Raw genomic sequence first — 14,365 nt, forward strand, 5'->3', positions numbered from 1 at the left:
CATGACCATCAATCATCCCGCGCGTCCCAGTTTTGATCCTGGCCGCCGACGGCTGCTCACCGCCACAGGACTGTCGGTGGCGGCAGTACTCCTGGGCGGCTGTACCACCCAGTCCGTGTCCCCTGCCCCGGCAGGTGGTTCCGCGGTGGCCGCCAGCGCCGGAGCCACCACCAGCGCAGGCCGGGCCACGATCCTTGCCGCCGAAGCCCGCCGGGCAAGGTCCGGTCGGAGCGTGAAATACACCCTGACGCCGCAGCACAGCCAGATTGATCTCGGCGGGGTCGTGGTCAGCACCCTGGCCTACGGCAGCTCCATCCCGGGCCCGCTCATCCGCGCCAACATCGGCGACGAAATGAGCGTGACAGTCAAGAACCTGCTCACCGATCCGACGTCGGTGCACAGCCACGGGGTTGCCATGCGCAACGACATGGACGGTGTTGCCCCCGCCAGCAAGGACATCGCCGCCGGCGGACAATTCACCTACACCTACACCGTTCCTCACGCGGGAACCTACTGGGCGCACCCGCATGTCGGCATACAAACTGACTACGGCCTCTACGCACCGATCGTCTTCGACGACCCGAACGAAAAGGTCACCTACGACACCGAATGGATTGTCGTCCTGGACGACTGGATCGATGGGGTCGGCAACAGCCCAACCCAGGAGCTCGCAGCCCTGCAGGCCGGCAACGGCGGGATGGCCATGGGGTCATCAACCACGTCGCCCGCCGCGGCGATGCCCGGGATGAACATGGGCAGCAGCCCGGCCACCGCAACAAGCAGCTCCGGTGCCATGGCGATGGGCGGCATGGGGGTCGGTACCAGCGTTTTGCTCGGCGGCGACGCCGGCGACGTCAAGTACCCGTACTACCTCATCAACGGGCGAATCCCCGCCGCCCCGGTCACCTTCAGCGCCAAGCCCGGCCAGCGGGTCAGGATCCGGATCATCAACGCCGGAGCCGACACCGCATTCCGGGTCGCCCTGGGCGGACACCCCATGACCGTGACGCACACCGACGGCTACCCCGTGGTGCCGAAGGACGTCGACGCGATACTGATCGGGATGGCCGAACGATACGACGTGGTGGTCACCCTGAAAGACGGCGTGTTCCCCCTGGTGGCCTTGGCTGAGGGCAAAGGCGGCCTGGCCCGAGCATTGATCCGCACCGGATCAGGTCAGGTACCCGCGGCCAGTGTGCAGCCGACCCAGTTGCAGGGCCGCATCGGTGTGGCCACCTCATTGTTGCCGGACCCGACGGCAATGTTGCCGGCGGGTACCCCCGACGCGGAGCTGACCGCGACCCTGGGCGGCGGGATGATGCCCTACCGGTGGACGATCAACGGACGTGGCTACGACCAGACCGTTCCGCTGCAGGTACGGCAGGGTCAACGGCCCCGGCTCACCCTGTCCAATGAGACAGATATGTGGCACCCCATGCATCTGCACGGCCACACCTTTGCGCTGGTACGGCCCGACGGCCAACCCGGGGTGCGCAAGGATACGGTCATCGTCAAACCCCGGACCACGATGGCGCTCGATCTGCTGGCCGACAACCCGGGCGTGTGGATGCTGCACTGCCACAACGGTTACCACAGTGAATCCGGGATGATGACGAGATTGGAGTACAGCCTCTAACTCCGCCAGGCATCTCACCAAAATGGTTGCCGTCAAGACGCTGCGCGACGTCGGCGAGGTCGCCCGCCTTCGACACCCGGCTCGACCCTACGAAATTCAGTTCCGTCTACTCCGTGCTCCGTTGTCACAAACGCCGCCGATGCAGCACAACGACGCTGACCCTGGATCGTTTCCGTCCCGGACATCGGTGACCTCCGGGACTTGCCTGTCGTCGATCTTCGGCAGTACCTGTCTTCTGGTCAGCGCCCGCCGCCGTCGTTGCCTCGCCGCCCGGTGGCCGCTCCGACCAACCGGAGGGCGAGCAGGTAGAAGAGGACACCGGCCACGCCGCCGACGATCCAGGAGATGTCGACACCGCCCAGCCCGGCCACCAGCGGCCCGGTGTAGAAGGTCTGCACGATGAACGGGACCTGCGCTGCCACAGCCAACAGGTACGCAATCAGACCGGGCCACAGGAATCCGCGGTAGCGGCCGGCGGGGGTGAAGAACGACGGGACGTCATAGTCACCGCGCCGGATGAAGTAGTAGTCGGTCAGGTTGATTGCGCTCCAAGGGATCAGGACGTAGAGGAGCACACCCAGGAAGTTGGACAGGTTCCCGACGAACGCCTGGTAACCCCACAACGCACATGCGGTGCCGACACCGATGATCATCAGCGACCCGACGACGCGCACGACGACGGACCGCCGGATTGTGTGCACGCAGCTGAGAATGCCGGCGACGGCCAGCATGCCGGTGTAGGAGTTGACGACGTCCGAACCGATCAGGCTGATCGCCATCACCGGCAGTACCCACCGGCCGGACACATCTGCGATGGCGGCGACGGTGGAGGAGGCCTCCGGTAACAAGCCGGTGAGGTACGCCCCGACGAAGGCACACAGCACCGTCGGGACACCGATGCCCAGCGTGACCGCGGCGAACGTCCGGCGCAGGTTCACCGTCGGCGGCAGGTACCGGGAGTAGTCCGAGACGTACGGCGCCCAGCTGACGACGGTCACCACGAACAGCCCGGTCGCCGCCATGAAGGCCGCGAACGTCGGTGGCGTCGTTCCGGCGGCAGCCCCGGTCGGTGCTCCGCGGTCGATGGCCTGGATCAGCACGACGACGAATGTGACTGCCAGGATCGGGGTCATGATCTTCTGGAAACGGTGGATCCAGTCGTAGCCGAACACGGTCAGCACCACCACGGGCACCACCAGGATCGCTATCCACGCCGGGATGCTGACCTCGCCGATCAGCAGGTTCATCGCATCGGCCTGGATGACCAGTTGCGCGGCCAGGAACCCCACGTCCAGGACGATCGACGCGGCGAAGATCAGCACCGCCCCGTAGAACCCGAACTGGCCGCGGCTCTGGATCATCTGCGGCACACCGAGTTTTGGCCCCTGGATCGCGTGGAACCCGACCAGCGCCAACCCGATGAGCGTCCCGACGACGATGGAGATGCCTGCCCACAGCAGGTTTAGGCCCAAGAAGACGGTGACGCCGCCGAGCACGACGACGAAGATGTTCGCGTTCAGCCCGAACCACAGCGTGAACTGGTCGCGGACCCGCCCGTGCCGCTCCGCCAGCGGGACCTGGTCGATCGACCGCACCTCGACGCGCGCCGAGCCTCTGCCCGGCCGCGAAGTTGTCTCCCGGGTGTTCACGTGCCCCTACCGGCTCTCCGTTGCCATCCGTGCGCCGGTCGGCGTCCAAGGAAAATGGTGGTTCTGCGCACCCACCGAACGTACCGGGAGCTCCTGCTTGCTGCGGACCCTCCGCGGAAGAGCCGAACAAGGCTCTCGCGTCGCACTTCAGCTGCGGGCGCCTTCGACGGTCGCGGGCTGGGCGGGGTGCCTGGGCGGCTTGGGGGCATCCAGATGACCGAGGGTGTGACATTCGAAGGGCCGTTCGGCGTAGGACTTGGCCTCGGCCAGGACTCTGGGACATGACGGTAGGCCGCCGCCGATCAGATAGAACGGCAGGTCGCGTTGGCCGGCCTCTCGGGCGGCGGCGATGAGTGCGCTCAGAACGCTCGAGGCCACGTCCTGCATCTCGTCGATGACACTGAACGCTTTGAACGTGCCGGGAGTGGTTTCGAACTTTCCGCCCCAGCCACTGCCTTGGAGCTGCCCGAGGGACTGGTACAGGCCCCGGGCGAGAGTGGATTGAAAGTTGTCCTGCCCGGCGCCGGCTTCGACCTCGGGGACGACGGTGGAATGACCCAGCGATCTGGGCCAGGTATGACTGTCCGGCTCGCGCGGAATCGAAGGTGTGGAGCAATATGTCCACCCCAGCGAACCCCTCGACGGTGCGGAAGAAATCAAGGGCCCAAGGTCATCAGCATGGTGGGTTGGCGATCGGGCACGAGAGTCGTTCTGCCGCAGCTCTACAGCGCAGAACATGGTGTGCTGGAACGATGTTGAACTCTTCGACGGCTCGCCGTTCCGGTGTTCTCTCCGTGTTGTTTTTGGTGGGTCTGGCGGTGGCCGGCTGCGGCGGCGGTCAAGCCGCCGGCAGCAGTCAGTCGGCCGCCCAGGGCGGCGCAGGAATGATGGGCGGGAACTCGACCAGCCAACAGGGCTATCCCGGGATGATGGCGGCAGGTCCTGGCTACACCTACTCGCAGCTGTCCTGCTCCGCCCCGACATCACCTGCTGGGCAACGGGTCGACGTCATATTGGCCGACATGGGTATGACGACAATGATGGGCGGCGTCGCGCCGATGAGCTCCCGCATGATGCTCAACGCCAGCCCGGCCACCGTCCCTGCGGGCCAGGTCAGCCTGGTGGCAACGAACGTCGGGTGGCGCACCCACGAGCTGGTGATTCTCCCGCTGAGCGTGGGCGCCACCGCCGGCAGGCGGATCGTCGGGTCCGACGGCAAGGTCCTCGAGACGGGCAGCCTGGGCGAGGCGTCAGGTAGCTGCGCCGCGGGGACAGGCCAGGGCATCACGGCGGGTCAGGTCGGCTGGGTCACGCTGAGCCTGGCGCCCGGCCGTTACGAACTGGTGTGCAACCTCCAGAACCACTACGCCGACGGGATGCACCAGGAGTTCACGGTCAACTGAACCGCTGCGACTGCGCCGGCCTCGCCGACTGTCTGCGTGGCCCGCCGCTGTAGGAGGTAGTCCAGTCATGCCTGGCCGCGCGGATCGGAAGGCCCGGTGTGGTCGGGACGAAAGGCTCTGTGTGGCCGGAGCCGGCACGTGGAGGGTGAGCGGTAGGAAGCAAGGCCTCATGGGATTGTCTGCGCGGTTGAGGTCAGGCGAGCCTTGCGGAGCAGAAGGGTTGAAACGTCATGTTCTGGTATGGCAACGGCATGAGCGGTTGGGGTTACGGCGTGATGGGTTTCGGGATGATCGTGTTCTGGGTCCTGTTGATCGCGCTGCTGGTGGGAGTGTTCCGGCACAACCGGAGTCACGATGAATTCTCAGGGAGCCGGACCGGGGCGCTCACTGCCGACCAGTTGCTGGCCGAGCGGTTCGCCCGCGGCGAGATCGATCAGCAGGAGTACGAAGACCGGCAGGCGGCGCTCCGCGATCACGTCCGGTAGATCCGAAAGGACTTGGCTCCGCGCCGCCGATTGGTGCACAGCCTGGTGACGCATGACATGCCCTCCGACTCAGACGGGTCCGGCGGCGGCAAGGAGCTTGGGTGATGAACGTGAATGATGTTGTCGTCATCGTGGGGACGGTGCTGGCCTGCGCGGGATTGTGGTGGTTCTTCTTCGGGTCCCGCACCCAGACCCGCCGCGCCGACACCGATGGCCAGATCCAGCAGGTGACGGTGGTGGTCCGCGGCGGCTACAGCCCGCAGCGCATCGAAGCCGTCGCCGGGGTTCCGCTGCAGATCACCTTCGACCGGCAGGAATCGGGCGAGTGCAGCAGCCGGGTCGTGTTCAGCGACCTTCGGCTGAGCGCGACCCTACCGGCGTTCGAGAAGACGATCGTGGCGTTCACTCCGGAACATGCCGGTCAGTTGGGTTTCTCGTGCGGGGAGAACATGATTCACGGGTCGCTGACCGTGACCCCTGCGGTGGGCGGGCAGCCCGCGATGACAGCGGCGGTATCCGGCGCCGGCGCAGGCGGCGGGACGGACCCCGCGGCGGCCGCGGCGGACGAGGCCCGCGAAGCCAAGGCCCGGCAGAGTGAGATCAGCGACCTGACCCGCCGGGTCCTCGTCAGCGCTGTCCTGACCGCGCCGGTGCTGTTCGCGGTGATGACCGCGGACCTGTTCGGGGCGACGTGGATGCCGGCGCTGTTGCTCAACCACTGGTGGCAGTTGGCCCTGATCAGCCCGGTGATGTTCTACGCCGGCTGGCCGATCCACCGCACCGGGTGGCTGGCGCTGCGGCACCGGGCCGCGGACATGAACACCCTGGTCACCCTGGGTACCACCGCCTCCTACGGGTTCAGCGTGCTGGTGACCGTGGCCCCGACGTTGCTGCCGGTCGCCGTCCGCGATGTCTATTTCGAGGCGGTCGGGGTGATCCTGACGCTGATCCTGCTCGGCCGGTTGCTGGAAGCCAAAGCCAGAGCCGGCACCGGGGAAGCGATCCGCGCGTTGATCGGCCTGACCCCGCACACCGCCCACCGCCAACGCGGCGATACCGAATCCGACATCGACGTCGCCGACGTCACCGTCGGCGATGTCCTCATCGTCCGGCCGGGGGAGAAGATCCCCGTCGACGGGACACTGCTCGATGGCCGCTCCACGGTCGATGAATCGATGGTCACCGGCGAGTCCATGCCGGTCACCAAGAACACCGGCGACACCGTCATCGGCGCAACCGTCAACCAGACGGGTTCGTTCCGGATGCACGCCGACCGGGTCGGGGCCGACACCGTGCTCGCCCAGATCGTGCACCTGGTGCAGCAGGCCCAGGCCACCCGCGCACCCATCCAACGCCTGGCCGACAAGGCCTCCGGGTACTTCGTCCCGGCCGTCATCATCACCGCGCTGGCCACCTTCGCCGCCTGGTACGTCGCGGGTCCACCGCCGGGGTTGACCCTCGGACTGGTCTCCGCGGTCGCGGTCCTGATCATCGCCTGCCCCTGCGCGCTCGGGCTGGCCACCCCACTGTCGATCATGGTGGGCACCGGAAAGGGCGCACAGGCCGGCATCCTGATCCGCTCCACCGCCGCCCTGGAGACCGCGCACACCCTTGACACCATCGTCCTGGACAAGACCGGCACCCTCACCGCCGGAAAACCTCGTCTCACCGACGTCCTCACTCTCGCCCCCTGGACCGAAACGGACCTGCTACGGCTGGTCGCCGCAGCCGAGTCCCGCTCAGAACATCCCCTGGCCGGCGCCATCGTCGCGGGCGCCGCCGACAAACGCATCCCCACCGCCACTCTGACCGACTTCGACTCCATCACCGGGGGCGGAGTCACCGCCCACGTCGACGGTCACCACCTGTTGGTCGGCAACCACCGGCTGCTGACCGACGCCGGTATCGACGCCGCCCCGCTTCAAGGGGATGCCGAACGTCTGGCCGGTGAGGGGAAGACCGCGATATACGTCGCGGTCGACGACCTGCCGGCCGGGGTCATCGCCGTCGCGGACACCCTGAGACCCGACGCGCCCGCAGCTGTCGCCGCGCTGCGTCGCCTCGGCCTGCAGGTGCACATGCTCACCGGCGACAACCAGCGCACCGCCACAGCGATCGCCCGCCAAGCTGGAATCGACCATGTCCTGGCCGAAGTCCTCCCGGAGAACAAGGCCGCCGAAATCCAGCGTCTGCAGGCCGCCGGACGCAAGGTCGGCATGGTCGGCGACGGCATCAACGACGCGCCCGCGCTCGCCGCCGCCGACGTCGGGCTGGCCATCGGCACCGGCACCGATGTCGCCATCGAGGCCGCTGACATCACCCTGATCTCAGGGAACCTCGGTGGGCTGGTCACCGCGATCACCCTGAGCCGCGCCACCATGCGCAACATCCGGCAGAACCTGTTCTTCGCGCTGGCCTACAACGCGATCGGCATCCCCATCGCCGCCGGCGTCCTCTACCCATTCCTGGGATGGCGACTATCACCGATGATCGCCGCCGCCGCGATGGCCCTGTCCTCGCTGTCGGTCGTCGGCAACGCCAGCCGACTGCGCCGCTACCACCCGCCCAGAATCCAACCCGACCCGGCCGACACCCAGCCTGACCCCGGCCCCACCACCATGGACATCGCGACACCGACGTCCACGCCACAAGAGCAGCCCGCGGTCGCCGCCACATCGACCAGGACGTGACAACCAGTCCTCACCACCTGCCTACCCGCGGTTGACGCAGCAGCCCCGCACACGCTCCCGCGTGCGGTCAATTGCATGGTCGAGCCACAATTCACCGTAGGAAAGGCACGAATGCCGAAATTGACAGCTTCCGCCAGCAGTAACCTCGACGCCCAAGGCTTTGGGGGCCTGGACCAGCAGGCCAAGGCGCGCCAAGCATGGTCACTGCGGTTTACCCCGGCAGTGGCCGTCACCCTGGTGGTAATCGGCCTGATCCTGCAGTCGCCGATCTGGTTGGCGGCCATGTCACTGATCGCCCTCACCGGAGCCCTGTGGCCGGACGGGATGCTCATCGATCTGCTGTACAACCACATTGTCCGCCACCTCCTTCACACCGCGCCGCTGCCACCCACCCCCACACCCCGCCGGTTTTCCTACCTGCTGTCCACCGTCCTCCTGGCCGGTTCCGCCATATCCTTCCAGGCCGGATTGACGGTACTGGGAGGAATCCTGGCAGCGATGGTCATCATCGGAGGCGCCCTCCTGACCACCACGCTCTGGTGTCTTGGATCATGGATCTACCGGACCCTTTTCCCGCGCGCAGCGGCGTGAGAGGCCGCGACTGCGCTGCTCCCGTTAGATCCGGCCCGGCATGCTCCAGCCGGTCGGTCACGAAAATGACACCAGCCCGGAATCAGTAGCACCGGCAAATACACGGCCCCGCAACCGATATCAGGGCCGCAGCAGCGTGGCACAGGAACGTGAAACCCTAGGCCGGCGGTTCGTCGTCGGCGGTGTGGGTGAAGGTGACCAGCTGCAGCCGGCAGGTGTCCTTCAGCAGCTGCGGGAAGTCGTGGGCCGGTTGGTTGTAGACGACGCGGCCCTGTTTGCGGGTGGTGACCAGGCCGGCGCTCCCAGCAGGGCGTAGGAGGCGGAGTCCTCGCTGAGATCGAGAGACAGGGCCAGGTCCCCGACGCACAGTTCCTCGGCCCCATTCAGCGCCTAGATCAGGCGGAGCCGCACCGGTCGGCCATCATCGACAGCAGCCCGGTCGTCGGGCGACGTCGTCGGCGTTCGGGATGCGGCTGCGGGCGTGGGCGACCCTTGCGTTGGCTCGTCGAGATCGAGGATTGCCGGCATGCCGTCGTGGTTCGGGCCGAGCAAACGATCTACACGCACAGGACCGTGGCGCACCTCGCACCGGAGGTGATCTGGCCCAGCGGCGGCCGCGGCGACTTGTCGGGGTCGTATCTGTACCCGAGGCCCCATACCGTGGCGATCCGTACTGGCACCGCCGGGTCTGGTTCGATCCTTTCCCGCAGCCGACGCACATGGACGGTCACCGTCGCGCAATCGCCGTTTGATCAGCCCCACACCTGGGTCAACAGCTGTTCGCGGGTGAATACTCGCCCGGGATGTTCGATGAGAAACCTCAACAGCTCGAACCCGCGCGCGGTCAAAGCCAACGGCCACCCATTGCGCACCACTGTGCGGGACACCACATCCAAGACCAGATCCCCGTCGCAGCAATATGTTTCCTGCGCATCAGCCCCCTCTGAGAGTGCGCGCGGCGGCGCCCGTCGGAGCAACCCCGCTACCCGCAACGTCAGTTCGCGGGGGCTGAACGGTTTGACGACGTAGTCGTCGGCGCCGCACTCCAGGCCGACCACCCGATCTGATTCTGACCCCCACACCGACAGGATCACCACCGGGACGTTCGAGAACTGGCGAATCTGCCTGCACACCGCCAACCCGTCCATCTCCGGCACCATGAGTTCCAACACCACCAGATCCGGCCGGTAGTGGTGAAACGCCGCCACACCACCTGCTCCCGTGGCCGTTTCGAGCACCTCGTACCCGGCCCTGACCAGGTACCGGCGGAGCACTTCCCGCACCACCGGATCTCCGTCGATGATCAACACCCGGTACGGCGCCCCGACGCCGGATCCATCAGACCTTATCGACGCCGGAAAAAAAGGCCGTCGGTGGAGCCGCCTGGGCTGGCGGAGCTGCGGAGGCTCGACGGGGCCGTTTGTCCTGCGCTGGTAGCAGGTGCCGGCCTGGCCAGTGGCGTTGCCGCGGCCGCCCGGAACGCTGCAGAACCCGCGCACGCTGGGACCCAACGGCCGCCGCCGGAAAAAGTCTCCATGCCCACGGTCGCCTTCATAGGACGGCCACGCCGGTCGCGGTGGCGTCCGACGGGCGGGGTAGGCGGGTGTGGCCGCGGCTCAGCATGGTCGTGATCGCCTGCGCGGGCATGGCTTTGGCGAAGTAGAACCCTTGGCTGAAGGTGCAGCCCAGGTCGGCGACCAGTTGGCGTTGGGCGGCTGTTTCCACTCCTTCGGCGATGACGGTCATCCCCAGGCCGCGGGCCAGTTGCACGATGGCGCCGATGATGACGCCAGCGGCGGGTTGCGCTCCGAGGTCGGCGACGAAGCTGCGGTCCACTTTGAGGATGTCCACCGGATATTTCTGCAGGTAGTTCAGTGCGGCGTAGCCGGTGCCGAAGTCATCCAACGCCACCTTCACCCCGAGGCGCCGCAGTTCGGTCAGGACCGTGAGGGCGCGGGTTTCATCGGCCAGGAAAGCACTTTCGGTGATTTCCAGGGTCAGGGTGCGGGGGTCGGTCTGGGTGGCGTCGATGACGTCGGAGACGGTGTCCAGGTATCGGGTGGACATCAGCTGGTGGGCGGAGACGTTGACGGCGACGCCCAGCTGCGGGGCCGAATGTGGTTGCCAGCGGTGCAGATCGGTGCAGGCCCGCTGCAGCACCCAAGTTCCCAGGGGCTGGATGAGGCCGGACTGTTCGGCCAGCGGGATCAGGGTGGCGGGCGGGATCGGTCCGTGGGCGGGATGATCCCAGCGCAGGAGGGCTTCGAAGCCGGTGACGTGTCCGTCGGCGGTGGTGACGATGGGTTGGTAGGCGGTGTGCAGTTCACCTCGGGCGGCGGCCCGGTGCAGGTCCCGTTCCAGTTCGCTGTGATGATCGGTGACGGTCTTGAGCTGCGGGTCGAACACCTGTTGCCGGTTCCCGCCTTCTCTTTTGGCCTGGTACATGGCGCTGTCGGCATCATCGAGCAGTTCCTCGGGCGTGCGGTCGCGTCCCTGGGTGTGGGCGATGCCGATGCTGGCGGTGATGGTCACCGAGGTGGCGGACAGGACGAAAGGGTGGGCCAGGCCGGTCAGCAGTCGAGCGGCGATTGTGGCGGCGGCCTCAATGTCCTCGAGGTCTTCGCAGAGGATTACGAATTCATCGCCGGAAAGCCGGCCCAGGGTGTCGCCGGGGCGGATCAGCCCGGTGAGCCGCCGCCCGGCGGAGATGAGCAGTTCATCGCCGGCGGCGTGGCCGTGGGTGTCGTTTACCGTCTTGAGGCGATCCAGGTCGACGAACAGCACCGCGCAGATCCTGCGTGACCGGCGGTTACGTCGGCAGGCATGTGCAAGGCGGTCCAGGATCAACGTGCGGTTCGGCAGACCGGTCAAGACGTCGTGCAACGCCTGCTGTCGGGACCGGTCGCCGGGCATCCTGCAGGTCCAGTCGGGCCTGCGCGTTCAGCAGATAGGCGGCGGCAACGTCGGCCAACGTTTCCGCCGCCTCCATCGCCGCCGCCGACAACGGTCCGGGGGTGTCCCGGTACAGGTCCAGTGCGCCCAACGGCTCCACCCCATGGCGCAGGGGAAAGGTGAACACCGCCCGCAGACCGGCGGTCAACGCCCGCGGCGTGAACGCCGGGAACCGGTGCTCGGCGGCCAGGTCCGGGACCGCGACTGCTTCGCCGGACCGATACGCCAACAGGCACGGCCCCTCGTCTAGTTCGGTCTGCAGCTGCTCATACCGCAACGCGGCCGGGTTGGATGCGGCGATGTAGCGGGGGTCGGCGTCGGCGGAGATCAGGGTGACGCCGGCGGCGGTGACCGGCAGGATCGCCGCGATTTCGCTGACCAGGTGGTCAAGGATCGCCTGGATGGGAAAGTCGGTGCCCATCGTGTGGGCGAAATCCCGTAGCACCTGCGAGAGTCGATGATCCAGCCCATCACCGTGCAAATCCGGTCGCGCTGCGGCATCGCGATCGGACTGGAAGGGGGCACCCCCAACCGGGTCACCGGAGGTGAAGGCCCCGGGCGGTCGGTGGAACCGGCATCGCTCAGGTCCGTACAGCTCATGAGAGGGGCATCCCGGTACGGACGACAATCCTGGACACGAAGGTGGGCGGCGGGAAGAAGATCTTCCAGTAGGTCCGCCGCGGCCGTGGTGGCGGCGGGTGGACCTTCCCACACCGGCTGTGGATTGTCAGCAAAGCAAACGCTACCTGACCTGCGATGCGGGGACGGCAAGACCGTTGAAGATCAAACGGGTGCATCCTGGATCCCTGTCAGCCGCGCGGATCGGTCCGGCGGTCCCGGGGTCAGGTCAGCTGGCCCGTTTGTTCTCGTCGAAAGGGTCCGGTTGATGGTCGACTTCAAGGACGCTGTATGCGATGGCGGCGATGCTGACACCAGCGGCGTCGGCTCGGCGGGATAGTTCGGTGCGGGCCTGCGCCGGTGGGTGGCCCTGCCCGATGAGGAAGCCGATCGCCTGGTCCACGGTGGACCGATCGGCTAGTTCATCCACCCCCTGCTGGGCCTCGATGGCGGTGGGCGGCGGTAGGTGCTGATCCAGGACCACCGAGCCGCCCCCGTCCCAGGTGGCGCGGGCGTCGGCGGCCAGATCCACGAAGGCGCCAGGGTTTTCGGCGTACAGCACCAGATGAGCGCCCGTGGCGCTTGCGGGCGGGGTTGTTAGGGGCAGCAGCATCGAACTGGACGCGGTGTGGGAGTTCATCGCTGTCACGGTGACCGGCTCACCTGCGATGGTCACGGTGATCACCAGTCCGGCGAACGAGGCGATCGCTGCGGTCAGGTCTTCGACGAGCACGGCCAGGATGGTGTTCAAATCGTCGCCGCTGCCCTCCAGAGCTTCGGACAGGGCATCCAACTGGTCAGCCATATTCAATGGGCGGGGACCGTCCACACCGAACTCCGGGCGTCCCGATCGCTGATCTGTGGTGCCCGGGCCGGGTCCCGCGGCGGTGGCGGGGCACGATGCAAGCGCGGAGGACGGGGGTCGGGCCCCAGATCCTGCTCGTGCCGCGCCGCCGACCCTACGCCGCACCATCGGATTTGCCGACCCCCGTTGGTCAGTCGGTGTGCGGCCGGCGGGCGCGGGCCCGGGCGGCGGCCTTGGCCACGATCTGCTGGGCCACCACCGTCAGCTTGACGTGTTCGTGCTGGCTCATCTGCTGCAACCGGCCGAAGGCCTGCTCGGCGGTGTCGCCGCTGCGGCTGATCATGATGCCGATGGCCTGGTCGATCACCGGCCGGCTGGTCAACGCGGCCTGCAGCTGGGTGGCCAACCGCTGGCTCTGCGCGAGGATCTGCGCGTTCAGCACCGAGATCGCCGCCGGCACCGCGAACAACTCCCCCAACTGCTCGGAGCGTTCGTCGAAGGCGTCCTTGGCGTGGGCGTACACGTTCATCGCCCCCACCACCCCGCCGGGCGTCACCAGCGGCAGCGAGAGCACACTGTGCACCCCCAAACGCCCGGCGCGGGGCCCGAACCGCGGCCACCGCGGGTCACCACCCAGGGAACCCGACCGCATCGTGGTACCCGTCTCTGCGGCGCTGATGCACGGGCCCTGCCCGATGCTGTACTGGATGTCATCGATCTCGCGGACGAAATCGGTGCTCTTGACGATGATGTCGGCCCGGTCGGGTTCCAGCAGTGTCAATCCGGCGCCGTCGGCGCCGGGGATGGCCTGCACCGCCATGCTCGCGACTTTGGTCAGCAACTCCACCAGCCCGAACCGGCTCGCCGACAGTGTCGCCAGCTGCGACAAACTGGCAGCCAGGTCGGCGTCCTGCTGCTCCGATTCGCCCAGGAAAAGATGACGCGGCCCGTCCGCGGTATCGGGCACTGCTTCACCGTCCGGCGGTCGCTCATATTCTGGTGCTTCGGCCTGCTCGGCATCGTCCATCGAAGGCTCCTTGCCGCAACACATCTGAAGTGGTCAAGGTGACGCTACCGCTCGCCTCCACCCTTACGGTGAATGGCTGCGACTGGCCCCGTTCCACCGGGGCACAGTCTGCTGCCTTCTCCAATCGGGTACCAGCGGCTACTGTTCGTGTCGCTGAGTAACACAGCCGGTCTGGGACCGGTATTCGCCGCCCCACGGGGTCGCGGGCGCCGACAACTGCAGTGAGCCGCCCACGCATCGTTCAGGCTCTCGCAGTTGCCACTGGATCGCCCTCATGACCTTGCCCTTGGCTCCGCCTGCTCCACGATTCCGGTTGGCGAACCCCACCTGCCACGCCCGGCCCTGGAGCCGGCTGCGACCCGCCGTTCTCGGATCCACCGCGTCTCCATCCAACGGGGTGCCGACCGTGCCGGTGAGCAATAATTGAAACCTGTGGACGAGCGTGGAGGACGTACCTCCCCGGTGGTCCTGACATTTCGACAAACAAGACCCGCGCTGGCAGGCGCTGG

The 14,365-nt window shown here is 67.2% G+C and carries 12 protein-coding genes and 1 pseudogene; 5 read left to right on the forward strand and 8 right to left on the reverse strand.

The window, feature by feature from the left end; translation table 11 throughout:
* Position 1: 1 nt before the first annotated feature.
* Positions 2-1,636 (forward strand): multicopper oxidase family protein, encoded by a 1,635-nt coding sequence (locus tag ABIB25_RS26725; protein ID WP_354531566.1) that lies wholly within the window; start codon positions 2-4, stop codon positions 1,634-1,636.
* 239 nt (positions 1,637-1,875) lie between these two features.
* Here the strand turns inward: ABIB25_RS26725 and ABIB25_RS26730 are convergent, their stop codons facing one another.
* Positions 1,876-3,285 (reverse strand): purine-cytosine permease family protein, encoded by a 1,410-nt coding sequence (locus tag ABIB25_RS26730; protein ID WP_354531567.1) that lies wholly within the window; start codon positions 3,283-3,285, stop codon positions 1,876-1,878.
* 147 nt (positions 3,286-3,432) lie between these two features.
* Positions 3,433-3,945, reverse strand: a complete 513-nt coding sequence (locus tag ABIB25_RS26735; protein WP_354531568.1) for a hypothetical protein — start codon at positions 3,943-3,945, stop codon at positions 3,433-3,435.
* 92 nt (positions 3,946-4,037) lie between these two features.
* On the opposite strand from ABIB25_RS26735, the gene ABIB25_RS26740 reads away from it, so the two are divergent.
* From ABIB25_RS26740 to ABIB25_RS26755, 4 genes are all read left to right on the forward strand, one after another.
* Positions 4,038-4,688, forward strand: a complete 651-nt coding sequence (locus ABIB25_RS26740; protein ID WP_354531569.1) for a sulfocyanin-like copper-binding protein — start codon at positions 4,038-4,040, stop codon at positions 4,686-4,688.
* Between the two features lie 230 nt (positions 4,689-4,918).
* Positions 4,919-5,173: an SHOCT domain-containing protein gene (locus tag ABIB25_RS26745; RefSeq protein WP_354531570.1), complete on the forward strand. Its 255-nt coding sequence runs from the start codon at positions 4,919-4,921 to the stop codon at positions 5,171-5,173.
* 104 nt (positions 5,174-5,277) lie between these two features.
* On the forward strand, positions 5,278-7,863 hold the full coding sequence (locus ABIB25_RS26750; protein ID WP_354531571.1) for a heavy metal translocating P-type ATPase: 2,586 nt from the start codon (positions 5,278-5,280) through the stop codon (positions 7,861-7,863).
* A gap of 111 nt (positions 7,864-7,974) precedes the next feature.
* Positions 7,975-8,454, forward strand: coding sequence for a DUF4395 family protein (locus ABIB25_RS26755; protein WP_354531572.1), 480 nt, complete (start codon positions 7,975-7,977; stop codon positions 8,452-8,454).
* A 157-nt stretch (positions 8,455-8,611) separates the two neighbouring features.
* On the opposite strand, the gene ABIB25_RS26760 is transcribed toward ABIB25_RS26755, so the two are convergent.
* The 6 genes and pseudogenes from ABIB25_RS26760 to ABIB25_RS26785 all read right to left on the reverse strand — a co-directional run bounded on the left by ABIB25_RS26760 (position 8,612) and on the right by ABIB25_RS26785 (position 13,856).
* Entirely contained in the window at positions 8,612-8,821 is a 210-nt protein-coding gene (locus ABIB25_RS26760; protein ID WP_354531573.1) for a hypothetical protein, read from the reverse strand.
* Between the two features lie 190 nt (positions 8,822-9,011).
* Positions 9,012-9,953, reverse strand: a pseudogene (locus tag ABIB25_RS26765) (response regulator transcription factor).
* A gap of 52 nt (positions 9,954-10,005) precedes the next feature.
* The gene (locus ABIB25_RS26770; protein ID WP_354531574.1) at positions 10,006-11,367 is read right to left on the reverse strand and encodes a putative bifunctional diguanylate cyclase/phosphodiesterase; all 1,362 of its coding nucleotides are present in this window, start codon (positions 11,365-11,367) and stop codon (positions 10,006-10,008) included.
* On the reverse strand, positions 11,264-11,851 hold the full coding sequence (locus ABIB25_RS26775; protein WP_354531575.1) for a GAF domain-containing protein: 588 nt from the start codon (positions 11,849-11,851) through the stop codon (positions 11,264-11,266). Before ABIB25_RS26775 ends, ABIB25_RS26770 begins: the two co-directional genes overlap by 104 nt.
* A 402-nt stretch (positions 11,852-12,253) precedes the next feature.
* Positions 12,254-12,829, reverse strand: coding sequence for an ANTAR domain-containing protein (locus ABIB25_RS26780; RefSeq protein WP_354531576.1), 576 nt, complete (start codon positions 12,827-12,829; stop codon positions 12,254-12,256).
* A 190-nt stretch (positions 12,830-13,019) separates the two neighbouring features.
* Positions 13,020-13,856 carry an ANTAR domain-containing protein gene (locus ABIB25_RS26785; RefSeq protein WP_354531577.1) on the reverse strand — a complete coding sequence of 279 codons (837 nt, stop codon included), beginning with the start codon at positions 13,854-13,856 and terminating at the stop codon, positions 13,020-13,022.
* Positions 13,857-14,365 lie beyond the last annotated feature (509 nt).

Source organism: Nakamurella sp. UYEF19 (assembly GCF_040546275.1).
Lineage (GTDB): Bacteria > Actinomycetota > Actinomycetes > Mycobacteriales > Nakamurellaceae > Nakamurella.

Coding starts and splice junctions, on each gene's coding strand:
- ABIB25_RS26740 (WP_354531569.1), top strand. CDS start 4,038: ATGTTGAACTCTTCGACGGCTCGCCGTTCCGGTGTTCTCTCCGTGTTG.
- ABIB25_RS26745 (WP_354531570.1), top strand. CDS start 4,919: ATGTTCTGGTATGGCAACGGCATGAGCGGTTGGGGTTACGGCGTGATG.
- ABIB25_RS26780 (WP_354531576.1), bottom strand. CDS start 12,829: ATGGCTGACCAGTTGGATGCCCTGTCCGAAGCTCTGGAGGGCAGCGGC.
- ABIB25_RS26770 (WP_354531574.1), bottom strand. CDS start 11,367: ATGCCCGGCGACCGGTCCCGACAGCAGGCGTTGCACGACGTCTTGACC.
- ABIB25_RS26785 (WP_354531577.1), bottom strand. CDS start 13,856: ATGGACGATGCCGAGCAGGCCGAAGCACCAGAATATGAGCGACCGCCG.
- ABIB25_RS26755 (WP_354531572.1), top strand. CDS start 7,975: ATGCCGAAATTGACAGCTTCCGCCAGCAGTAACCTCGACGCCCAAGGC.
- ABIB25_RS26725 (WP_354531566.1), top strand. CDS start 2: ATGACCATCAATCATCCCGCGCGTCCCAGTTTTGATCCTGGCCGCCGA.
- ABIB25_RS26750 (WP_354531571.1), top strand. CDS start 5,278: ATGAACGTGAATGATGTTGTCGTCATCGTGGGGACGGTGCTGGCCTGC.